We start from the raw sequence: 21980 nt of genomic DNA, 5'->3' as shown, positions 1-21980 counted from the left end.
TTCAAAAATCATGTCACAAGCACACGCCTTATACGAACTTTACACTCATTTGCCTGAGAAAGAAAAAAAAGGGAAATAGCGAATGAAAAATGAGGTTTTTACAACTCCTTATTTTGACAGATCTGAGGAGAGCGTTGTTACTAAAAAAGCATTAATTGAAATCATTAAGGAGGCTTTTGAGTAAGTTGTTGATTGATTCTGCATAAAATAAAACGTATTTCGCCTATCCATTTTTTGACTAATTATTGGAAATTTGCACTATTCCAATAATTAGTCAATTTTGGTTTAAATAAACCTATGAGGTTTGAAAATTAAACGAGTACGAAACCTCATAGGTTTGCAACCCCTTCTTCATGACAAAAAAACAAGAACAAAACATCATTTTATTATTAGGAGCTTTGCAAGGTATCGGGCCTTTCTCGACCGATATGTACTTGGCGGCATTCCCTACCATTGCCCAAGAACTGAACGTAACCATCGCTGAAGTCGCTTATTCGATGAGTAGTTACTTCGTTGGAATTTGCTTGGGACAGCTTCTCAACGGCCCTCTCATTGACCGTTTTGGGCGTAAAACCCCATTATTGCTGATGTTAGGCGTTTATATCATAGCGAGTGTTGGGTGTTCCATGGTAGATACCGTCGAGGGATTGATTATCCTGCGCTTTTTTCAAGCCATTGGTGGAAGCATGGGAATGGTGGCTAATCGCGCCATTGTTCGGGATGTGTTTCCTGCCAACCGCTTGGCACAGGTCTTTTCTACCATGACGTTGGTGATGGGCATTGCCCCCATCATTGCGCCTTCAGTGGGTGGATTCGTCGTGGTTGGTATGGGTTGGCGGGCTATTTTCTGGGTATTGGCAGCTTTTGCTAGCCTCATTTTGGTTTTGGTTTATCTCTTTTTGCCCGAATCACGCGGAAAAGACCGAAGCGTATCACTGAAACCCAAAGCCGTTCTAACGGACTTTTATTCCATTTTTCAAAACCGCGCGTTTTTAGGCTTCACCTTAGTCGCTGCCATGAACACGGCGGGGATTTTTGCCTTTATTGCCAACGCACCTTTTGTTTATATGAAATTGCTTGGGCTCAACGAACAAACTTTTGGCTGGGTATTTGGTCTCAATGCCGCCTCTTTTGTGGTCGGAAGTCAGCTTAATCGTTGGTTATTGAAATACCATTCCAGCGAAACCATTGCCAAAAGAGGGCTGCTGGTACAAGCGGTAATGGGAGTTGCTTTGGTGATGGTCGTGGCATTTTCGTACCTTTCGTTGGGCTCGTTGATGGGCCTAGTGGCCGTTTATACGCTCTGTTTAGGCATGATTGGCGCAAATGCGATGGCCTTGGCGATTCGCCCTTTTTCCAAAAATGTAGGTTCGGCCACAGCATTGTTGGGGAGTTTTCAGATGGGGGCGGGGGCTGTGGCTTCTGCTATTTGTAGTTATTTTGACAACGGAACTGCAATGCCTATGGTTGGCGTCATGGCAGGGGTGGCATTTATAGGGTTGTTGGGATTATGGTTTGGTGCTAATCAAATTCAGACATTCGACAAAAATGACGAAACTGTTTTCGCGGGAGATCATTAATTTTTTATGCTGTTTAAAAATCAGACTGCCTTATTTTAAAAATTAAGATGAAAATTATTATAATCGGCGGAGGAATTGGAGGACTTACTACTGCCCTCTGTCTGCACAAAGCAGGGTTTGATGTCCATGTTTTTGAATCGGTCAAAGACGTAAAACCCCTTGGTGTAGGAATCAATACGCTGCCTCATTCGGTACGAGTACTCACCCACCTTGGTTTGCAAGAAACGATGGCAAAAAATGCCATTGAAACCACTGATTTGGTGTATTTTAATAAGTTTGGACAGCAGTTTTGGACGGAGCCTCGCGGACGTTTTGCAGGATATAAATGGCCTCAATTCTCCATTCACCGAGGTACTTTACAAATGATTTTGTGGGAGGAGGCGAAACGAGTGCTCGGTGAGGATAAGCTCATTTCAAATCACCATTTATCGCATTTTGAGCAAAATGAAGCGGAGGTAAAAGCAATTTTTATCAATCGGGAAACGGGTGAAATTATTCGCCAAGAAACGGGTGATATGCTGATTGGTGCTGACGGTATTAACTCTGTTGTTCGTCAACAATTGTACCCCAACGAAGGCCCACCTGTTTATTCCGAAAACGTACTTTATCGAGGTACGACTCGTATGAAACCATTTTTGAACGGTACTTCGATGGCGATGATTGGAAGTATGCAGCAAAAAATGGTAGTGTATCCCATTGATGCTACGCCCGACGAAAATGGAGATTATCTTATTAATTGGGTGGGAAATTTGAAAGAAGGAAAATCGAAACTCACTGCACGTGATTGGAACCGCGAAGCTGACAAAGCACGATTGGTGGAAGTTTACAAAGATTGGACGTTTGATTGGTTGGACGTTCCCGCCATGATTAACGGAGCGAAGGCAGTGTATGAGTTTCCTATGTCGGACCGTAACCCGCTCGACCGCTGGACGTTTGGACGAGTAACACTTTTGGGCGATGCAGCACACCCGATGTACCCAATCGGCTCAAACGGGGCATCGCAAGCGATTTTAGATGCTGATTATTTGATGGAATGTTTGGTCAAATTTGAAAATCCATTGGAGGCGTTTGAGGCTTACGACCAGGAGCGGGTTCCTGCCGCGGCAAAAGTGGTGCTGCAAAACCGAGCCAAAGGCCCCGACCAAATCATGGATTTGATGGAGGAACGTTTTCCACAAGGGTTTACGCCTGACGAAATTCCCCACGAAGAATTGGCAAACGTGATGGAGCATTATAAAAAAATTGCGGGCTTTGATGTGCAGACGCTCAATCAAAAGAAGTAAATGAACCGTAAAACGGCAAAACCCATAAATTTAAAACTGAAAAAGTGAATGAATGGAGGGTATGAGGGTGACTTTAAATAAGAAATCAATGATGGAATTAGAATTTGCATTTGAGTTGCGGGTAGAGGTCGCAGAAATACAGTTTATGGGCGACACCCACCGTGGCAATCGTCGTATGATTCCAATCACGGGAGGTACGTTTGAAGGACCTGCAATCAAAGGAAAGGTTCAAGCAGGAGGGTACGATTGGCAGGTAATTCGCCCTGATGGCGTGGCAGAATTGGACGCTCGTTACGTACTTCAAACCGATGATGGTGCTTTGATTACGATTGTTAATCAAGGACTTCGGCGTGGCCCTGCTGAGGTGATGAAACGACTGTCCGAAGGCAAAGATGTAGATCCGTCGGAGTATTATTTTCGCTCGATTCCTATTTTTGAAACCGCCGACCCAAAGTATGTATGGCTGTCGCAATCGGTGTTTGTCGCAACGGGGATTCGCAAGCCCGATAAAGTGCTGATTCAGGTGTATAAAATAAACTAAAGCCATTCGTGGGTCGTTTTACAAGCAATGGTATCGGTCTGACTACCGTCTGACCGTGAGCCAAGGCAGGGGACAGGGTCAGACGATAGTCAGACCCGATTGCATCCCAGACGATAGTCAGACCCGATTACATCCCAGACGATAGTCAGACTCGATTGTATCCAGAAACAGATTAACAGACAATAAACAATGATAAATAAAGTTGTAAGTGGCGCGGTTGAGGCCGTGGCCGATATACAAGATGGAGCGATACTAATGCTTGGAGGATTTGGCCTATGCGGTATTCCCGAAAACTGCATTTCAGCATTGGTAGAGAAAGGAGTGAAAGAACTGACCTGTATTTCTAACAACGCAGGAGTCGATACCTTTGGGATTGGCTTGATGCTCCAACAGCGCCAAGTCAAAAAGATGATTTCGTCGTATGTCGGTGAAAATAAAGAATTTGAACGGCAGTTGCTTTCAGGTGAGTTGGAAGTGGAACTGATTCCCCAAGGGACATTGGCCGAACGTGTACGGGCTGGAGGAGCAGGTATTCCCGCATTTTTTACCCCTGCGGGTGTTGGAACTGAGGTAGCCGAAGGAAAGGAAACGCGTGAATTTAATGGGAAAAAATACTTGCTGGAATCGTGGCTACGTGCCGATTTTTCTATTGTAAAGGCTTGGAAAGGGGATACTTCTGGAAATTTAGTCTTTAGAGGCACCGCTCGAAACTTCAACCCAATGATGGCCGCAGCGGGTAAGATTTGTATTGCCGAAGTGGAAGAATTAGTTCCTGCGGGCACTCTCGACCCCAACGAAATTCATGTACCAGGCATCTACGTTCAGCGCATTTTTGAAGGAAAAAATTACGAAAAACGCATTGAGCAGCGGACAGTAAGCAGCCCCCTAACCCCCAATGGGGGAGCTAAGGCCATTACTCCCCCATCGGGGGCTGGAGGGCTCGACAAATTTGGCATCGCCAAGCGCATTGCTAAAGAACTCCGCGATGGATATTACGTCAATTTAGGGATTGGAATACCCACCTTAGTTGCCAATTATATCCCCGAAGGTATCAACGTAGTGCTTCAATCGGAGAATGGATTGTTAGGTATTGGGCCGTTCCCGACCGAAGACAACGTGGACGCGGATCTCATCAACGCGGGCAAACAAACCGTAACGATGCAAGAGGGTTCGTCGTTGTTTAGTTCGGCCGAGAGTTTTGCCATGATTCGCGGCGAGCACGTCGATTTAACGATTTTGGGTGCCATGGAAGTGGCTGAAAATGGAGACATCGCCAACTGGAAAATCCCTGGTAAGATGGTGAAAGGCATGGGCGGTGCAATGGATTTGGTGGCATCGGCCAAAAACATCATCGTAGCCATGCAGCACGTCAACAAAGCGGGCGAGTCTAAACTTCTCAAACGCTGTACGTTGCCGCTGACGGGTATTGGCTGTGTCAAAAAAATTGTGACCGAATTGGGTGTATTTGAGGTAGTACCCGAAGGAGGCTTCAAATTATTAGAAATTGCCCCAGGCATCACCATCGAATATGTTCAGTCAGTGACAGAAGGAAAACTGATTGTGGAAGGCGATGTGCCTGTGATTGAAGTGTAACTTCACTTCACTCCCCGATACTCCAACAGACTTACCCCCACTTTTTGCTTGAAAATGGGAGTATTTTAATACGAATTTGCAGGTATTTTCATCATACTGAAAGTATGTCTATTTTTACAGTAAAATTTCAGTATAATGAAAATACTTAGACGATATTTACGTCACGGGAAGCAATGCTAATCTACTTTCGGGCGAATTGGCTACCTTGCTCAGTGGGCGCTTCATCGAGGTAGAAGTATTCCCGTTGGATTATCGAGAGTTTTTAGAGCTTAACGAAGTCGAAAATAATGAAGCTAATTTTCAAAAATTCTTGCAATTTGGTGGATTAGCGGGCCTTTTAATACTACCAGACGACGACAAAGTAAAGCGCGAATATTTGCAAAATATCTACAATTCGATTTTGTACAGAGACATTATTAAGCGCAATCAGATACGAAACGTCGCTTTTTTAGAGAATTTGGTCAATTACATCGCCGACAACGTAGGTAGTCAGCTTTCTGCCAAAAAAATCAGTGATTATCTCAAGTCACAACAAATACAAATTTTCAAGTGGCGTACTTGCTTCATGAACAAGCGACTATCGACCGAGAATTTGGCAATCTACTGCTTATCAACGATAACTACCCGAAATACGTTATTAGTCAAAATAGCTTTGCTACGACCAATACGTACAAAGGAATCCATCACCTCACGTTGCAGCAGTTTTTATTCGACTTTCGTTAATCTCAATTCACTCCTCGATATTCCAACGGGCTTATCCCCACTTTTTGCTTGAAAAATCGAGTGAAATGCTGGGGGTATTTGAAACCAAGTTCGTACGATACCTCGCTGATTGATTTGGTCGAATCAAGCACTCGTTCTTTCGCCACTTCGAGGAGTTTCAAATGAATAAATTCTAAAGCAGATTTTCCCGTTTCTTTTTTGACTAAATCACCAAAATAATTGGCCGAAAGGTGTAGCTCGTCAGCAAAGTAAGCTACATTTGGTAAACCGTCGCTCTTCAATTGCTCACTCCACAAGTAATCGTTAATCTTATGTTCAAACTGTTCAATCAGGCCATGATTGACGTGCTCGCGCGTGATAAACTGGCGATCATAAAAACGAGAACAGTATTTCAACAATAACTCTAAATTGGCTACAATCAGTTTTTTACTGTGTTTATCAATATTCTGACTGATTTCTGTGATGATATTTGTGTAGCAGTGATCCACAATTTCCCTTTCTCTGTCCGATAGGTGTAACGATTCATGTAGCTCATAACTGAAAAAGGTATATTCATGAATTTGCTTCCCCAAACTCGTCCCCTTAATGAGGTCAGGATGAAATACCAATGCCTTGCCGTAGGGTTGATGTATCTCGCCTTCGGGTTCGCTGCCCACAATCTGATTAGGCCCGATAAAAATCATTGAACCGTCAGAATAATCATACGATTTATTGCCGTACCTGAACTCACCGCAAAGCGTTTCTTTGGTGATGATGGCATAAAAATCAATACGAGCTTTGTGCCTCGGAATCATATCCGATTTATTCAAATCGACATAGTTGATGAGTGGATGCAGCGTTTTATTTTTAAAAAATTCGCTGTAGGTTTTGATGGTATCGAAGATTAACATGGGCTTTTTTTCAAAACTACCACCTTCAAACACAAATTGAAAAAGCGTCGGTGAAAATGGTAGGTAAAACTGTAAAATGTATAAAAGGAGTAAGTAGGGGCTGAAGTAATTTTGCAAAATAATTCTTCCGTATCTACTTTAACTGCCTATCAATGAAGTTTTTAAACCGACTTGTTCTTCCCAGTCTTTTTACTTTTTTAACCCAAATCGTCTCAGCTCAAACGGCTGACAGTACAAAAAATATAACCAAATTTTCGGGTTCGGTGGGCATTACCAACAATGGTTTTTCGATTATTCCTTCGTTTTCGCTCAATAGCCCAGCATTCATTACGAACCTATCTTGGCGTAAAAAACGATTGAGTTTCGAGCCAGATATTCGCTTGGTACCCAACGCCAGTAAAGGTGGTATTCTTCTTTGGCTTCGCTACAAGGTAATTGATGCTAAAAGGTTTGGTTTGAGAGTGGGCGTACACCCCGCTTTCAATTTAATTCGCCGAGAAGATACCGAACCAGGAATTACCAAAGAAATTACTGAAATGCTTCGCTTCGGAGCGTTTGAGATTGTGCCAAGTTATCAATTTAGCAAGAGATTTGGAATAAGCGCCGTGTATTTACAAGGCCATGCCTTTCAAAAGTGGGGGCCACAGTTTACCAATGTCTTGTTCCTAAATACGGCTTTGACTGATTTGGGGCTATCAAAAAATGTTCGACTCAGCCTTTTTCCATCGGCATTTTTCTTACATACCGATGGCTACACAGGAGATTATGTTATGCTAACTACAGTTCTAGCCCATAAGAAACTTCCCATTAGCCTAAGTTCTACCATTAACCAAACGATTAAAGCTGATGTGCCTGGAAACAAGGTGTTTATGTGGAACATAGGCGTGAGTTACAATTTTAGTAAAAACCTGAAAAAGTTGAATTAACGGGCTAACCTTTTGTAAAAATGATTGTGAAAAATACTTCAAGAACCATGTAAGCAACGATGAAAATGAAAAACATAACATTCTCACTTTTTGTAACAGTAATTGTCTCAATTGCTTGTAAAACCGAACAAATCACTAATCAAGTTGAACTTCCAATGACTGAGTCACTACAACCTGAAACAACCACCAATAAAATAAGCATTAAAATAGGAAACAATGCCTTTTCTGCGACCCTTACCGATACTCCTGCTGCAAAGGCTTTTGTAGCGCAATTGCCGTTGACGTTAACTATGAACGAACTCAATAACAACGAAAAATATGCTCAACTGCCCAAAAGTGTACCTACCAACGCATCAGTGCCTGCGAGTATTCAAACGGGGGATTTGATGATGTACGGGTCAAGTACGTTAGTGCTTTTTTACAAAGCGTTTTCTACCTCTTATAGTTACACTAAAATTGGTAAAATTGATGACGTCAATGGACTAGCCACAGCCCTTGGGGTGGGGGATGTGAAGGTGCGTTTTGAGGTGAAAGAATGATTGAAATCTTGTAATTTTCCCCGTTTTCAACCACTAAATCAAACAAGCTCATCGTTACTATCGTTAATATACCAAAACATGATTCTGGTTTTACTTTAAAATTAACGAACATGAAAAAGACCACACCTCTTGCTATCATTATTGTAACCCTCAGTTTATTAGGTGCTTGCACCGAAAAACAAAATGAAGACGGAAGCACTACGACCGTACCCGAGCCCGAACTTCCCGTAGCTGCGCAACCCGTTGAAACCAATCCTGCCAATACGAGCTACAAACCAGCTTTTTCGGGGCAAACTCGGGTTGGAGGAGTGAAAACCTCTACGCTATATAAAGTTACCCTTCTCACGTCTTCGCTTAGCGCGCCGTGGGGCATCACTTCGCTGCCCGATGGACGATTGTTGGTCACCGAAAAGTCAGGAAGAATGCGTATCATTACGGCTTCAGGAACGGTGAGCGCGCCTATCACGGGTATCCCAACCGTCAACGCAGGCGGGCAGGGTGGCTTGCTTGGCGTTTGCGTTTCGCCGTCGTTTGCAACCGATCGAATGGTCTATTGGGTATTCTCGGAAAATGTAACGGGGGGAACAGTCACCGCAGTAGCCAAAGGAAAATTAGCGACGGGTGAGACGGCCATTGAAAATGCAACCGTCATATACCGAGCCAGTCCTGCGGCCAACAGCACCTTGCATTACGGTGGTCGTATTTTGTTTGATAAAACGGGACATTTACTCGTCAGTACGGGCGAACGCTCCAACTTAGCTACTCGTCCGCTGTCACAATCGGTTTCGGGAGCTTTGGGGAAAATCGTTCGCATCACGACCGATGGTGGCCCTGCCTCTGGCAATCCTACATTTAATGGAACAGGTACCCTCCCTGAGTTGTTTAGCATCGGGCACCGAAACCCGCAAGGCATTGCACTGCATCCAACTACGGGAGAGTTGTGGCAAAGCGAACACGGTCCTCGGGGCGGGGATGAAATCAATCGGGTGCTGCCAGGAGCAAACTACGGTTGGCCTACCATTACGTACGGTATTGAATACGGTGGGCAAACCATTGGTTCGGGCATTCAACAACAAAATGGAATGGAACAGCCCGTTTATTATTGGGATCCTGTCATATCTCCCAGCGGGATGACTTTCTACCAAGGAAATCGCATTCCCGAATGGCAAAATAATCTTTTTGTAGCTGCGTTGAGTGGTCAACACATTGCAAGGCTGGTTATTACCAACAACAAAGTCACGGGAGAAGAGCGGCTTCTTACTTCTGAAGGACAACGGTTTCGGGACCTTGCCCAAGGAACGGATGGTGCGCTTTATGCGATTACCGACGGGGGAAGAATGTATAAAATTGATAGAGAATGATGGAATACCATCTTTGTTTATCTAAAATATAGCCTAAAACTCCCCCTTCTACAACACGTTCAATTTGCTATTTTGGTACGATGCCATCATCGCAGCATCGGCGGGAAGTTCGGTAATGAGGTAATCAATTTCGTCTAAATCGGCGATTTTCATCTTCATTACCGAATTTAATTTCTCAGAAATTGCCAAAATCGCCACCTTATCAGAGGCTTTCATCATGGCTTTCTTCACTTGCACGGTCTCCCAATCCGAATCGGTTAAACCCGTTTGTACATCAATGGCGTTGGTACCAATAATACAAAGGTCGGCTTTCATTTCTGATAGCCGATGGTGTACTTCACCACCAACCGACATTTGGCTGTAGCGTGACAATTGACCCCCAATTAAGATAATTTCAAGGTTAGGTTTATCCAGCAACTCTACAGCAGTCAGCGGGTTAACCGTCATAAACGTTGCCGAAAAATCATCGGGGATGAGCTTGACAAATTCGCGGATGGTGGTTCCGCCACCGATGATGACCAGCATTCCTTCCTTCAGTAAATTGAGCGTTTTGCGGCCAATAATTTCCTTCTGAGAATGTGCGTAGGTTTCTTTGAGATTGGAGGTATGGTGGTATGCCTTTGACATGGCGCCTCCCCGAATCTTAATGATTTCTCCCTCTTCCGAAAGCTCATTGATGTCTCTTCTAACAGTATCCTCCGAGACATTGAGTTTATCCACTAACTCATTTAATGAAATACGCGTATGGACGTTGATTTCTTTCAAAATCAGGTCCTTCCGCTCTTTTTTAAGCAGATTGACAGGCATTTTATTGCAAAAAATTAACAAACGATTGTACGATACAAAGATAAGTAAAATTCTAAATGGCTACTAAAGCTTTAACTAGAATATTGCAAAAACAGCAAAATTATTAAGTAAAAATACGCACTATGCGGGGTTTAATAAAATTTAATTGCAAATTTTGCGGTAAATAAATAATAATCTTTTAACATTGTGCAAATATTGCAAATATTTAGCGCTGTTACTACCAACACCTTGTTCTTATCAAACTGTTTTAACTCTATATGAAAAAAAATCGACTTATTAAGCAAAATCAACGCTATCTGTGGCTTTCGCTGGCAGGGTGCTTGACTTTTAGCCCTTTTTTCCCTTCTGATGCACATGGGAGAGGAAGGGTGAATTTGCAAAATGCTGCAAAATTTGCGGCTATTGGCGAGCTAAAGGGCACTGTTGTGTCCGCAAAAGATGCAATGCCTGTGGTGGGTGCTTCGGTCATTGTGAAAGGAAATCAGCGAATTGGTACAAGTACGGATGCAGAGGGTAACTTTAAATTGACCCTTCCCGAATCACTAAGTGCGACAAACGTAACAATTGTGGTGAGTTTTATTGGTTATGAACCCTACGAACTAACCCTCAGTCCTTCGCAAACGTCTGTTACGGTGCAACTAAAAGAAAGTGCGCAAGAACTTGCCGAAGTTGTCGTCACTGCTCTTGGCATTAAAAAGGACAAAAAAGCGGTGTCGTATTCAGTCACCGAAATTGCAGGGACGGGTTTTACCCAAGCGCGTGAAAACAACGTTGCCAATGCCTTGACGGGTAAAATTGCGGGGGTAAATGCGACGGGACTTTCAACGGGGCCTGGCGGGTCTAGTCGTGTGGTGATTCGTGGAAATGGCTCATTGACAGGCAATAGTCAGCCTTTGTACGTTATCAACGGGATGCCGATTGACAACAGCGTACCAGGTGGAAGCTCGCTGGTCAATGGATTAGGAACAAAAGCAGGTACCGACCGTGGGGATGGGATTGCGGCCATCAACCCCGATGATATTGAGTCGATGACGGTGCTCAAAGGCGGCGCTGCTGCGGCGCTTTATGGTTCTCGTGGTGCCAATGGGGTTATTTTGATTACTACTAAAAAAGGGAAATCTCAAAAGGGAGTGGGAGTAGAGTATAACGGAACGTTTACGATGGAAAACGTATCGGTATTCCCTGATTTTCAGTACGAATATGGCCAAGGCGATGGTGGCGTAAAACCTACAACGCTCGCTCAGGCACAGGCCACAGGTCGCCGTTCGTTTGGCTCAAAAATTGATGGTTCCACGGATTATGTAGCTGCCGACGGAAAAACGCACCCTTATGTTGCCCAAAAAAATAATTTGAAAAATTTCTACCAAACGGGCATTAACCTCACCAACTCTATTGCGCTATCTGGCGGAAACGATGCCGTTGTGTATCGTTTATCGGTGTCTGATTTGGACGCTAAAAGCGTTTTGCCATCCAATACGTATAACCGTAAATCGGCCAATTTGAGTATCTCTGCCAATTTGAGTAGCCGACTTCGTGCAGAGGCCGTGATGCAGTATAATCGCGAACAGGGCCATAACCGCCCGATTGCGGGGGATGCCCTCGGAAACCCCAACTGGATGGCTTATGAAGTGGCCAATACGGTGGATGTGCGTTGGTTGGATCCAGGCCATGATGCCAACGGAAACGAAATTTTCTGGAATGACGCAGGGATTGTGACCAACGGGTATTTCTTTATCAATAAGTTCAAACAGACCGATACCAAAGACCGCTTTATTGGACAAGCGTCGGTGTCGTACGACCTCTTAAAAAACCTCACGCTGAAGGCAACGACTACGCGCGATTTTTACAATTATAATTTTACGAGTATCATGCCAACGGGCGGACAGTATATTCCGCAAGGGCAGTATGATGGTATTAAGTCGGATGTATCAGAAACCAATAGCATGGTTACGGCATCTTACAATACCCGTTTTGGAGAATTGATTGGCTTATCGGCGTTGGCGGGAGCCAATACCCGCCAATTTGAAAACAACCAGTTCGATTTCTTTGGCCAAGGTTATACGATTCCGTATTTCTACAGTTATTCAAATTTAGCAACGTCCATTGCCACGCCTGTTGCTAGTAAAATCAAGACAAATTCGGTGTTTGGATCGGTGGATTTGGATTTGAAAAATAGCTGGTTTGTGACTTTGTCGGGGCGTCAAGACTGGTTTTCGACCTTGAGTCCTAAAAACAACCGAATTTTTTACCCAAGCGTTGGGACAAGTTTGATGCTTTCGGATATTGTTAAAATGCCCGATGCGGTGGATTTCTTAAAATTGCGGGCTTCGTGGGCGCAAGTAGGTGGTGGTGGCCCTGATCCTTACGCTATCAACCTTGCCTACAGTAGCGTGCCAAGTGCTAGTTCGGTACCGTTGCAAAACGTAAGCTCAAATTCCATCACCAATGCCGAGCTTAAACCGTTTACTTCTACCACGGCTGAGTTTGGTTTTACCACGCGTTTGTTTGGCGGACGAATCAACATTGACGCGGCTGTTTACAACAAAAAATCAACCAATGACATCGTAAGTGTGCCTATTTCGGGGGCTTCGGGTTATACGAGTGCCATTTTAAATTCGGGGGAGTTGAGCAACAAAGGGGTTGAGTTATTGATTGAAGGAACTCCTATCAAAACAACCGACTTTTCGTGGAATTCAAGCTTCAATTTTGCGTATAACAAAAGTGAAGTCTTAAAATTGGCTGACGGAATTTCGACCTTTTCCATCGGAAACTCAGCCAATGGAAATGCGTTTATCAACAACCAAGTAGGAATGCCTTTTGGTGGAATTTACGGTTATCGCATGAAGAAGGATGCCGCAGGAAACATCATTTATGATACCAATTCTAACCTTCCGTTGCAAACCGACAACAATCAGTACTTAGGAAATGGCGTACATCCTTATACGATGGGATTAAATAACACTTTTAAGTACAAAAACTTTACGTTCGATGCCTTGGTGGATGGAAAATTTGGCGGGAGTATTTTCTCTGTAATGGAAGTGTATGCTACGCGTTTGGGATTGATGAAATCGACGCTGCCAGGACGCGAAAACGGGTTGTTGTTGACGGGGGTAACGGCCAAAGGAGACGCCTATTCTTATACCGTGCCTGTTGCCAATCTACGTAGTGCTTACTACAACAACTTAAACCGCTACACCGAGCTGTTTGTCCACGATGCAAGCTTTGTGAAGCTACGTCAAATCATCGTATCGTACAACTTGCCTGCGGGGCTGCTGAAAGCAGTGGGCGTAAAATCGGCAAGCGTGTCGTTGGTGGGTCGTAACTTGTTGATTCTCTTCAAAAAGACCGACAATTTTGATCCCGAACAAGGATTGACCAATGGTTCTGCTCAAGGGATTGAGTCGATTGGTTTGCCACGTACACGCTCGTACGGGATTAACTTGAACCTGAAATTTTAACCCAAGCACAAGAAAATGAAACAGTTATTGTCAAGATATAAACTTCCCGTTTTTGCATTGAGTAGCATGGCTATCCTTGCCTCGTGCGATAAAGATTTTGTTGAAATCAACACCAACCCTAATGCGGTTTCGGTACCGACAACCCCTTACATTTTTAGCAAGGCCATCTACGACGGTGCTGCCAACAGCGGAAACAAAGGCAGTTTGTTGTTTGGACTGATGCAATATACCACCAGCTACAACGACGTAGAGGGCTTCGGCTCGAAATATACCGCGTCGCAAGTAAATGCCACGGGTGGTGTTTTTTCCAATTCTTACCCTACTCAAATCAATCAAATCGGAGAGGTCATCAAAGCAGTGAAAGATGACCCCTCCAAAGTAAACCTTTACGCCGCAGCGCGTATTTGGCGCGTGTTTTGTTATAGTCGCCTGACGGATTTATACGGTGATATTCCGTATTCAGAAGCAGCACAGGGATACAATCTTTCGATATTTCAGCCCAAATACGACGCTCAAAGTGCGATTTATGCCGATATGTTGAAGGAGTTGGAAACGGCGGCGAATTCGTTTGATGCCTCAAACACCACGACTTTCGGTAATTCAGATTTGATTTATCACGGCAATAGTACGAAATGGAAAAAATTTGCCTACTCACTCATGCTACGTTTGGGAATGCGTTTGTCGAAAGTGGACGCGGCTGCGTCTCAGAACTGGGTGACAAAAGCCATCGCGGGCGGAGTTATTCGTGACTATGCCGACATTGCCAAGGTAAGCTATTTGGCTTCAGGACAAAATATCAACAAAAACCCAATTGCGTGGCAGTTGTTGAACGACAATTACCTTCGTGCTGACGGAACAAACAATACTGAAGGCGGAAAATACCAAGATGTGTTTATTAACTCATTGAAAACCAACAAAGACCCGCGTTTAGGGGTGTTGTCGGTGGTGTATGTCAATGGAGTGGCAAGTTCGGATGAGAGCATTCAAAAAGGACTACCTGCGACCATCAACGGTACCAAACCTTCCGACTTTATAACCTACTCAGAACCCAAACAAACTACCGTACTTAAAGTAGATGCGCCTTTGTTGCTCTTCACGGTGGCAGAGTCCAACTTCTTGTTGGCGGAGGCAGCCATCAAAGGTTGGTACAAAACCGAAACGGCTTCTGCTTTGTACGAAACAGGTATTCGTGCCGCCATGCAGCAGTGGGATTTAATCAGTGGCGTCACCAACGTCATCGACAAAGCCCGCATTGATAGCTATATCACAGCCCATGCGTTGAAAACGTCGGGAACGGTGGCCGAGCAAACCGAACAAATTTATTACCAGTTTTGGGCAGGTATTTTTCCTGATGCTCAGGAGGTTTACAACAACTACCGTCGTACTGGCTACCCTGCGTTGGTGCCAAACGTATATCCTGGAAACGCCACGGGTGGAAAAATTTTCCGTCGTTTCTTGTACCCAGTTTTAGAACAAACCCTCAACCGAGCTTCGTACAATGAAGCCGTTCAACGCCAAGGAGCGGACGATTTGTTGACACGCGTTTGGTGGGATAAGCAATAATTCACAAAAGTAATCAACAACATGACAGTGATTGAAACATTGAGCCCCGAAGAGGCGTTTGCAGCCCTCGAATTATCGTTACCTCCTGCACCCGCACCGCTTGGGGTCTATAAGCCTTATTTGATTGATGGGAAGTACTTGTTTCTCTCGGGGCACGGGCCAGTACAAGACGATAAAAGCTTGATAATTGGGCGAGTAGGCGAGGAGTTAGACATAGAGCAAGCCAAGTTAGCGGCCCGTCAAGTGGGGCTTACCATGCTTTCAACCATCAAAACCCACGTAGGTTCGTTGGACCGAGTAAAGCGGGTAATGAAAGTATTAGGAATGGTGAATTGCACGTCCGATTTTTTGCGCCATCCGTACGTCATCAATGGATGCAGTGAGTTATTTGCCCAAGTGTGGGGCACTGAAAATGGCATTGGCGTAAGGAGCGCGGTTGGAATGGGCACGTTACCCGACAACATTCCCGTAGAAATTGAAGCAATGTTTGAATTATACGAATAGCCGACAAGCAAAACGCCTTCACGTAACCCCGATTTATTTCCCTTGTAGGAGTCTGACTCTTGCAAGGGTTTTTTTAGGTATATAGAGTTAATTTATTCATTATACTGAATGTTTTTTTATTAATTTTGTCATTATACTGAAGAAATTAACAAAAATGGATATTGATAGGACAATTGAAAAAACGTTGATTGAGCGGCTTATTCCCAATCATATGGGAGTTATCCTGAGCTTTGGAACTTGCCGTTTATTACAGCGTAAAATCAGCTTTTACCCATCATTTGCCGCTTTCTTAATTTGCTAAGAAACTCGGGTGTAATTCCCAAATACGACGCAATGTACTGCTGTGGCACGCGGTTGGGAAGGGTTGGATAGCGTTTCAAAAATTCCTCTAATTGCTCCATGGCCGAATAAGAGACTGTGCGGAGCAACCGGGCTTGAATAACGGCCAAGTGACGTTGAATCATCAGGCGAAACATACGTTCGAGTTTAGGGACGCGTCGGAGCAATTCGTCTTTAGATTCCCGAGATAGTACCAATAGCTCACAGTCTTCGAGCGTCTCAATCGTCATCCTGCTGGGAGTTTGGTGTTCAAAACTACTAATATCGCTCACCCACCAATCTTCAACGGCAAATTCAAGGGTGAGTTCAGTGCCGTCTTTGTCAGTAAAATATTCTCGAATGCAACCTTTAATGACGTAGGCTTCAAAATGGCAGACATCGCCCGCTTGCAGCAGCACCGTTTTTTTGGGAAAAGTTTTCCATTTCAAACAGTCGGCGACTACTTGCGTTTCTTCTTCCGTAAGTTGGACAAAGCGAGAAATATATTGTTGGAGTTGAGCGTGCATTTTTACTTTTAGTATCAGTACAAAAATTGGTGTCACAGAGTTGCACTGAGTTAGCCCAGAGTTTGACAGGGGAAAAACTTTGAGTAACTCTGTGAAAACCTCTGCGGTACTTTGTGTTATAAAAAAGTGGATGGAATAAAACTTCTTGTTCCAGTTCAATTTTTATTTGATTTATAACCCCGACTTTTGCGCATCGTTTTTAAAATCAACGCAAAAATAACATACTATGGCTTTTTTACCTTCTCCGCAGCGTTACGACGCCATGGAATACCGCCGATGCGGCAAAAGTGGCATTAAACTTCCTGCCCTTTCGTTGGGCTTGTGGCACAATTTTGGGGGAATCGACCAGTTCGAAAATGCTCGAAACATGATCACGATGGCGTTTGATAAAGGCATTACCCATTTTGATTTGGCCAACAATTATGGACCGCCTGCGGGATCGGCCGAGGAAACCTTTGGTCGCATTTTGAAAAAAGACCTGCTGCCTTACCGCGACGAAATGATTGTCACCACCAAAGCAGGCTATTATATGTGGCAAGGCCCATACGGCGAATGGGGTTCTAAAAAATACTTGGTATCGAGCCTCGACCAAAGCCTGAAACGCATGGGCTTAGACTACGTGGATATTTTTTATCACCACCGCCCCGACCCCGAAACGCCTTTAGAAGAAACCATGGCAGCCTTGGATTTGATTGTTCGCCAGGGGAAAGCGCTTTATGTGGGTATCTCAAATTACAACGCCGCCGAAACCGAAAGGGCCGTAAAGATGTTACGGGAAATGGGTACACCTTGCTTGGTGCACCAGCCGAAATATTCGATGTTTGAACGCTGGGTGGAAGGTGGCCTCCTCGATGTGTTGGAACAAAACGGCGCAGGGTGCGTTGCGTTTTCGCCATTGGCACAAGGGTTGTTGTCCAATAAGTACTTAAAGGGCATTCCGTCTGACTCAAGAGCGGCGTCGGGACGCGGAAATGGGGCGTTGGAAAGTGGCCGTATCACTGAAGAGAAACTTAATCAAGTACTTCAATTGAACGAAATTGCCCAACAAAGAGGGCAAAACTTAGCCCAAATGGCGTTGGCGTGGATACTGAAAGACCCGCGTATTACGTCGGTTATTTTGGGGGTAAGTAAACCAGAGCAACTCACAGATTCGTTGAAATGCCTTGAAAATAAGGAGTTTTCAGCGGAAGAATTACAGAAAATTAATCAGATTTTAGGCTAATATTTAATAGAACACAGATAGAACGGATAAAACAGATTTTGGCGGATTTTAATCGCTGATTATCAGTTCAATCAGTGTTCTAATTTTAACTTTTTAAACAAAAGACAAACGATTCTAAAATGAAAAAAACAGCACTTTTTTCGATGGTATTTGGCTCATTGGCGTACGCTTCGTGGGGTCAAACTGAACCAGTTGAAACAAAAGCTCCCAATTCGACCTACAAATCGGCCTTTGCTGGACAAACCCGAATTGGCGGCGTAAAAACCCAAACACCGTACGAATTTAAGGTTCTCTCGGAAGGCTTGACGTTTCCTTGGGGCGTAAAAAGCTTGCCAGACGGACGTTTGATTATTACCGAAAAAGCGGGGAATTTACGTATCGCCAAAGCCAACGGCGAATTGAGTAAGCCCATTACGGGGCTTCCTGCCGTAAATACCAGTGGTCAGGGTGGACTTTTGGGAATTACCATCGACCCTAATTTTGACAAAAACCGAATGATATATTGGACGTTCGCCGAAAATTTTGACGGTGGAACGCTTACTTCGGTAGCGAAAGGAAAACTTTCGGCCGATGAGACAAAGATTGAAGGTGCGACGGTCATTTACCGTGCCACGCCTGCCCACAAGGGAAATCTTCACTACGGAGGTCGTATTTTGTTTGATAAAAAAGGCGATTTGTTTGTGAGTACAGGCGAGCGCTCGGATATGGTAACCCGCCCTCAAGCGCAACAATTGAACTCTAGTTTAGGAAAAATTGTCCACATCACTACCGATGGAAAACCCGTTGCCAATGGGCCATTTGCCAGCACAGCGGGAGCCAAACCAGAGTTGTATTCGTACGGACACCGCAACGTGCAAGGGCTTACATTTAACCCTGTTTCGGGCGATTTATGGTCGAATGAATTTGGCCCAAGAGGCGGCGACGAAATCAACCGCGTGCAATCGGGTAAAAACTACGGTTGGCCTGTGATTACTTACGGAATCGAATACAGTGGCAAACAGATTGGGGAGGTGATTCAGCAAAAAGAAGGTATGGAGCAACCTGTTTATTATTGGGATCCATCGGTATCACCAAGCGGAATGACGTTTTACAGTGGAGACATGATGCCTGAGTGGAAAAACAACTTGTTTGTGGGGTGTTTGAGCGGGATGCACATTGCGCGTTTGGTGATTGAAAACAACAAAGTGGTAGGCGAAGAGCGTCTTCTTTCGCAAGAATACCAACGTTTCCGCGACGTAACACAAGGCAAAGACGGGGCTATCTACGCCGTGACTGACCAAGGTCGTTTGTACCGTATTTTTAAGAAATAATTTCTTGCTTTTTTGTGCAACCATATTAGGACAAATAAGGGATTATAAAAGACTCTATATGTTCTTATATGGTTGCTAAATTAGAAAAAGATTGATATTGCATACTAATGCCTGCATTTTTCCTATTTTAATTTCTTTTTATTGTTCAATTTTGTGTTGAAATAAATCAATTCAAAGCTGAATAATGATTGACTTCCCTTCTCCCTCAGAACTTCTAAAAATAAGCGTCGTAGAAAGTACACTTTTGGTAGGACTCAACCGACCCGAAAAACGTAATGCTTTTAACGATGCTCTGCTGCTAGACCTAGAAAAAGTGATGGATGCCATTCCTGCGTCTATTAGGTGCATGGTTATTTACGGCGAAGGAAAACATTTTTCCGCAGGACTTGATTTATCCGAACTCAAAGAACGCAACGCATCCCAAGGGGTGTACCATTCCCGAATGTGGCATCGGGTATTGGACAAAGTGCAATTTGGGGCTGTGCCCGTGATTGCAGCCTTACATGGGGCGGTCGTGGGCGGAGGTTTGGAACTTGCGAGTGCCTGTCACTTACGAGTTGCGGATGCTACCACCATGTATGCCTTGCCCGAAGGACAGCGGGGAATATTTGTCGGTGGAGGCGCTTCGGTGCGTGTACCCAAGTTGATTGGCCTGGCACGTATGACCGATATGATGCTCACAGGGCGTGTATATTCTGCCGAAGAAGGTGAGCGAATTGGACTTGCTCAATATTTAGTAGAAACAGGAAAAAGCCTAGAAAAAGCCCTTGAATTGGCAGAAAAAGTCGCTTCTAACGCAGGAATGACCAATTTTGCCTTGGTACAGGTGCTGCCAAGAATTGTGGATGCTTCGCCAGAACAAGGGTTGCTGATGGAATCACTGATGGCCGCCATTGCCCAGAGTGCCCCCGAAGCCAAAGAAAGATTGCGCGATTTTTTGGAAGGACGAGCTAAAAAAGTGGGGGAATGATGCAGTTTAAAAACGTCCATTTTGGCCCCAATCAAACTCGAAAAAACGTTTATTCAGACGGCATTGTTGAGTTTGAACTTTTGGCTCCTTTAGAAGAATATCCTGTAAAACTAACGGAGAAACTGCGCTATTGGGCGATAGAAAAGCCTGAATCTGTCTTCATTGCAAGGCGAAATGAAGACGGAGTTTGGGTGAAATTAACCTATGCCGAAACCCTCCAAAAAGTAGAGCGTATTGCGCAGTATTTACTGAATTTAGAGCTGTCGGAAGAAAGAACCTTGGTGATTTTGTCCGAAAACAGCCTTGAACATGCACTTTTAGCCTTGTCCGCCGTACACGTGGGAATCCCTTATTCGCCGATTTCTCCCCCTTATTCGTTGGTGTCAGATGATTTTGGAAAGCTCCGTCATACGCTCCAATTGATGACCCCAGGGCTGATTTTTGCTCAAAACGGACGAATTTATGCCAAAGCCTTGGAGTGGGCAGAGGCTCTTTTTCCTGAGGCTACTTTTGTAACCGTCGATGGAAGCAAAGGAGTTGATTTTGCACAGATACTTTCTGTTGAACCAACTTTGCAGGTGCAGCAAGCGTTTGAGAAAGTTGATGCCGATACCGTTGCCAAAGTGCTTTTTACCTCAGGCTCAACGGGCTTGCCCAAAGGGGTGATTAATACCCAACGAATGTGGTGTGCTAATTTACAGCAGATAACGCAGGCATTTCCTTTTTTGAAAACCGAGCCGCCCGTGTTTATTGATTGGCTACCTTGGAATCATACGTTTGGAGGAAATCATAATTTTGGATTGGCTCTTTACAACGGAGGGACGCTGTATATCGACGAAGGAAAGCCAACGCCCCAAGGCATTGAAACGACAGTTCAAAACCTCCGCGAGATTTCTCCAACGGCTTATTTCAACGTGCCAAAAGGGTTTGAGATGTTGATTCCGTATTTTGATCGTGAGCCTCAGCTTCGAGCGACCTTTTTTAAGAAGTTACAAATTCTGTTTTACGCAGGGGCTTCGCTGGCGCAGCCTGTTTGGAACCGTTGGGAGGAATTAGCCGTCGAAAACACGGGTGAAATAGTACCTATCATTACGGGGTTGGGCTGTACGGAATCGGGACCTTCGGCGATGTTTGCCAATTGGGGAGGAAGTTTTTCGGGTTTGTTGGGCGTTCCTGTCGCAGGGATGAAAGTGAAACTAGTACCCGATGGCGACAAACTAGAGGCACGTTACAAAGCTCCCAACGTAACCCCTGGGTATTGGCGAAATCCCGAAGTGACGGCGATGTCTTTTGACGAAGAAGGGTATTACAAAACGGGGGATGGTGTCAAATTTTTAGATGAAAATAACCCCGATAAAGGACTCATTTTTGACGGACGTATCGGTGAAGATTTCAAGCTCTCGACAGGAACATGGGTGAATGTAGGTGTTTTAAAAGCAAAAGTGTTGACGGCAGGCTCGCCCATTGTGCAAGATGTGGTTTTGACGGGGTTAAATCGAGAATATGTTGGAGCGATTTTGTTTTTAAATCCAGAGGCTTGTCGTGGGTTAGCGGGCTTATCGCCAACGTCTAACAATGAAGAGGCTTTTAATCATGTGAGTGTTCGGAATTATTTGGATGAAATGCTCGTACGGCTTGAACATCAAGCGACGGGTAGTGCTAGTCGCGTAGTAAAGTACATCATCGCCATTGATCCACCCTCGATTGATTTGGGTGAAATCACCGATAAAGGTTCATTGAATCAACGCGCAGTTTTGAAATATCGAGCTAACTTGGTGGAAAAATTGTATCAGTCATAAAGGTTAATAAAGAAGTTGGTCTTTTATTGAATTTTGGGAAAAAGCCTGAATTTAGAAGGAAGGTTT

The 21980-nt window shown here is 44.4% G+C and carries 18 protein-coding genes and 2 pseudogenes; 17 read left to right on the top strand and 3 right to left on the bottom strand.

The window, feature by feature from the left end; translation table 11 throughout:
• The first annotated feature begins 353 nt into the window (after positions 1 to 353).
• From AC23P2_RS22120 to AC23P2_RS22090, 7 genes and pseudogenes are all read left to right on the top strand, one after another.
• The gene (locus AC23P2_RS22120) at positions 354 to 1580 is read left to right on the top strand and encodes a multidrug effflux MFS transporter (RefSeq protein ID WP_487775216.1); all 1227 of its coding nucleotides are present in this window, start codon (positions 354 to 356) and stop codon (positions 1578 to 1580) included.
• Between the two features lie 47 nt (positions 1581 to 1627).
• Positions 1628 to 2863 carry a flavin-dependent oxidoreductase gene (locus AC23P2_RS22115; protein ID WP_487775215.1) on the top strand — a complete coding sequence of 412 codons (1236 nt, stop codon included), beginning with the start codon at positions 1628 to 1630 and terminating at the stop codon, positions 2861 to 2863.
• A gap of 88 nt (positions 2864 to 2951) precedes the next feature.
• A complete protein-coding gene (locus tag AC23P2_RS22110; RefSeq protein WP_487775214.1) occupies positions 2952 to 3404 on the top strand; it encodes a DUF3237 domain-containing protein in 453 nt (150 codons plus the stop codon).
• A gap of 189 nt (positions 3405 to 3593) precedes the next feature.
• Positions 3594 to 4283, top strand: a pseudogene (locus tag AC23P2_RS22105) (CoA transferase subunit A); the annotation flags it as partial.
• Complete coding sequence (locus AC23P2_RS22100; RefSeq protein ID WP_487775255.1) at positions 4263 to 4997, top strand: 3-oxoacid CoA-transferase subunit B; 735 nt, start codon at positions 4263 to 4265, stop codon at positions 4995 to 4997. The pseudogene AC23P2_RS22105 and the gene AC23P2_RS22100, both read left to right, overlap by 21 nt.
• Positions 4998 to 5151: 154 nt before the next feature.
• Positions 5152 to 5490: pseudogene (locus tag AC23P2_RS22095) on the top strand (AAA family ATPase); the annotation flags it as partial.
• Positions 5491 to 5546: 56 nt separating this feature from the next.
• Positions 5547 to 5720 (top strand): hypothetical protein, encoded by a 174-nt coding sequence (locus AC23P2_RS22090; protein WP_487775213.1) that lies wholly within the window; start codon positions 5547 to 5549, stop codon positions 5718 to 5720.
• A gap of 2 nt (positions 5721 to 5722) precedes the next feature.
• Here the strand turns inward: AC23P2_RS22090 and AC23P2_RS22085 are convergent, their stop codons facing one another.
• Positions 5723 to 6610 (bottom strand): helix-turn-helix domain-containing protein, encoded by an 888-nt coding sequence (locus AC23P2_RS22085; RefSeq protein ID WP_487775212.1) that lies wholly within the window; start codon positions 6608 to 6610, stop codon positions 5723 to 5725.
• Positions 6611 to 6762: 152 nt separating this feature from the next.
• Here AC23P2_RS22085 and AC23P2_RS22080 point away from each other — a divergent pair, with 152 nt between their 5' ends.
• From AC23P2_RS22080 to AC23P2_RS22070, 3 genes are all read left to right on the top strand, one after another.
• Complete coding sequence (locus tag AC23P2_RS22080) at positions 6763 to 7536, top strand: hypothetical protein (RefSeq protein WP_487775211.1); 774 nt, start codon at positions 6763 to 6765, stop codon at positions 7534 to 7536.
• Positions 7537 to 7691: 155 nt separating this feature from the next.
• Positions 7692 to 8075: a cyclophilin-like fold protein gene (locus AC23P2_RS22075; RefSeq protein WP_487775210.1), complete on the top strand. Its 384-nt coding sequence runs from the start codon at positions 7692 to 7694 to the stop codon at positions 8073 to 8075.
• A gap of 110 nt (positions 8076 to 8185) precedes the next feature.
• Positions 8186 to 9436, top strand: a complete 1251-nt coding sequence (locus AC23P2_RS22070) for a PQQ-dependent sugar dehydrogenase (RefSeq protein ID WP_487775209.1) — start codon at positions 8186 to 8188, stop codon at positions 9434 to 9436.
• A gap of 48 nt (positions 9437 to 9484) precedes the next feature.
• Here the strand turns inward: AC23P2_RS22070 and AC23P2_RS22065 are convergent, their stop codons facing one another.
• The gene (locus AC23P2_RS22065; RefSeq protein WP_487775208.1) at positions 9485 to 10243 is read right to left on the bottom strand and encodes a DeoR/GlpR family DNA-binding transcription regulator; all 759 of its coding nucleotides are present in this window, start codon (positions 10241 to 10243) and stop codon (positions 9485 to 9487) included.
• A 257-nt stretch (positions 10244 to 10500) separates the two neighbouring features.
• Between AC23P2_RS22065 and AC23P2_RS22060 the strand changes: the two genes are divergently transcribed.
• Genes AC23P2_RS22060 through AC23P2_RS22050 form a run of 3 tightly spaced genes read left to right on the top strand, consistent with a single transcriptional unit; the run spans position 10501 to position 15768 of the window.
• Positions 10501 to 13701 carry a SusC/RagA family TonB-linked outer membrane protein gene (locus AC23P2_RS22060; protein ID WP_487775207.1) on the top strand — a complete coding sequence of 1067 codons (3201 nt, stop codon included), beginning with the start codon at positions 10501 to 10503 and terminating at the stop codon, positions 13699 to 13701.
• Positions 13702 to 13716: 15 nt separating this feature from the next.
• Positions 13717 to 15264: a SusD/RagB family nutrient-binding outer membrane lipoprotein gene (locus tag AC23P2_RS22055; RefSeq protein ID WP_487775206.1), complete on the top strand. Its 1548-nt coding sequence runs from the start codon at positions 13717 to 13719 to the stop codon at positions 15262 to 15264.
• 21 nt (positions 15265 to 15285) lie between these two features.
• Positions 15286 to 15768: a RidA family protein gene (locus tag AC23P2_RS22050; protein WP_037302101.1), complete on the top strand. Its 483-nt coding sequence runs from the start codon at positions 15286 to 15288 to the stop codon at positions 15766 to 15768.
• Positions 15769 to 16028: 260 nt separating this feature from the next.
• Here AC23P2_RS22050 and AC23P2_RS22045 read toward each other — a convergent pair whose 3' ends face one another.
• Positions 16029 to 16649, bottom strand: a complete 621-nt coding sequence (locus AC23P2_RS22045; protein WP_487775205.1) for a Crp/Fnr family transcriptional regulator — start codon at positions 16647 to 16649, stop codon at positions 16029 to 16031.
• 190 nt (positions 16650 to 16839) lie between these two features.
• Here AC23P2_RS22045 and mgrA point away from each other — a divergent pair, with 190 nt between their 5' ends.
• The 4 genes from mgrA (at position 16840) to AC23P2_RS22025 (ending at position 21914) form a co-directional block, all read left to right on the top strand.
• Positions 16840 to 17835 carry an L-glyceraldehyde 3-phosphate reductase gene (mgrA, locus tag AC23P2_RS22040; protein WP_487775204.1) on the top strand — a complete coding sequence of 332 codons (996 nt, stop codon included), beginning with the start codon at positions 16840 to 16842 and terminating at the stop codon, positions 17833 to 17835.
• A gap of 143 nt (positions 17836 to 17978) precedes the next feature.
• A complete protein-coding gene (locus tag AC23P2_RS22035; RefSeq protein ID WP_487775254.1) occupies positions 17979 to 19145 on the top strand; it encodes a PQQ-dependent sugar dehydrogenase in 1167 nt (388 codons plus the stop codon).
• A 184-nt stretch (positions 19146 to 19329) separates the two neighbouring features.
• Positions 19330 to 20115: a crotonase/enoyl-CoA hydratase family protein gene (locus tag AC23P2_RS22030; protein ID WP_487775203.1), complete on the top strand. Its 786-nt coding sequence runs from the start codon at positions 19330 to 19332 to the stop codon at positions 20113 to 20115.
• A complete protein-coding gene (locus AC23P2_RS22025) occupies positions 20115 to 21914 on the top strand; it encodes a feruloyl-CoA synthase (protein ID WP_487775253.1) in 1800 nt (599 codons plus the stop codon). Before AC23P2_RS22030 ends, AC23P2_RS22025 begins: the two co-directional genes overlap by 1 nt.
• Positions 21915 to 21980 lie beyond the last annotated feature (66 nt).

The sequence above is a fragment of the Runella sp. R0.1_18 genome (genome assembly GCF_057652155.1).
This window is presented reverse-complemented; position numbering and strand designations above follow the sequence as displayed.

Excerpts from the sequence above, each read along its gene's own strand:
- mgrA (WP_487775204.1), top strand. The coding sequence starts at position 16,840 with ATGGCTTTTTTACCTTCTCCGCAGCGTTACGACGCCATGGAATACCGC.
- AC23P2_RS22035 (WP_487775254.1), top strand. The coding sequence starts at position 17,979 with ATGGTATTTGGCTCATTGGCGTACGCTTCGTGGGGTCAAACTGAACCA.
- AC23P2_RS22110 (WP_487775214.1), top strand. The coding sequence starts at position 2,952 with ATGATGGAATTAGAATTTGCATTTGAGTTGCGGGTAGAGGTCGCAGAA.
- AC23P2_RS22120 (WP_487775216.1), top strand. The coding sequence starts at position 354 with ATGACAAAAAAACAAGAACAAAACATCATTTTATTATTAGGAGCTTTG.
- AC23P2_RS22060 (WP_487775207.1), top strand. The coding sequence starts at position 10,501 with ATGAAAAAAAATCGACTTATTAAGCAAAATCAACGCTATCTGTGGCTT.
- AC23P2_RS22065 (WP_487775208.1), bottom strand. The coding sequence starts at position 10,243 with ATGCCTGTCAATCTGCTTAAAAAAGAGCGGAAGGACCTGATTTTGAAA.
- AC23P2_RS22030 (WP_487775203.1), top strand. The coding sequence starts at position 19,330 with ATGATTGACTTCCCTTCTCCCTCAGAACTTCTAAAAATAAGCGTCGTA.
- AC23P2_RS22080 (WP_487775211.1), top strand. The coding sequence starts at position 6,763 with ATGAAGTTTTTAAACCGACTTGTTCTTCCCAGTCTTTTTACTTTTTTA.
- AC23P2_RS22055 (WP_487775206.1), top strand. The coding sequence starts at position 13,717 with ATGAAACAGTTATTGTCAAGATATAAACTTCCCGTTTTTGCATTGAGT.
- AC23P2_RS22050 (WP_037302101.1), top strand. The coding sequence starts at position 15,286 with ATGACAGTGATTGAAACATTGAGCCCCGAAGAGGCGTTTGCAGCCCTC.
- AC23P2_RS22075 (WP_487775210.1), top strand. The coding sequence starts at position 7,692 with ATGACTGAGTCACTACAACCTGAAACAACCACCAATAAAATAAGCATT.
- AC23P2_RS22085 (WP_487775212.1), bottom strand. The coding sequence starts at position 6,610 with ATGTTAATCTTCGATACCATCAAAACCTACAGCGAATTTTTTAAAAAT.
- AC23P2_RS22025 (WP_487775253.1), top strand. The coding sequence starts at position 20,115 with ATGCAGTTTAAAAACGTCCATTTTGGCCCCAATCAAACTCGAAAAAAC.
- AC23P2_RS22070 (WP_487775209.1), top strand. The coding sequence starts at position 8,186 with ATGAAAAAGACCACACCTCTTGCTATCATTATTGTAACCCTCAGTTTA.
- AC23P2_RS22115 (WP_487775215.1), top strand. The coding sequence starts at position 1,628 with ATGAAAATTATTATAATCGGCGGAGGAATTGGAGGACTTACTACTGCC.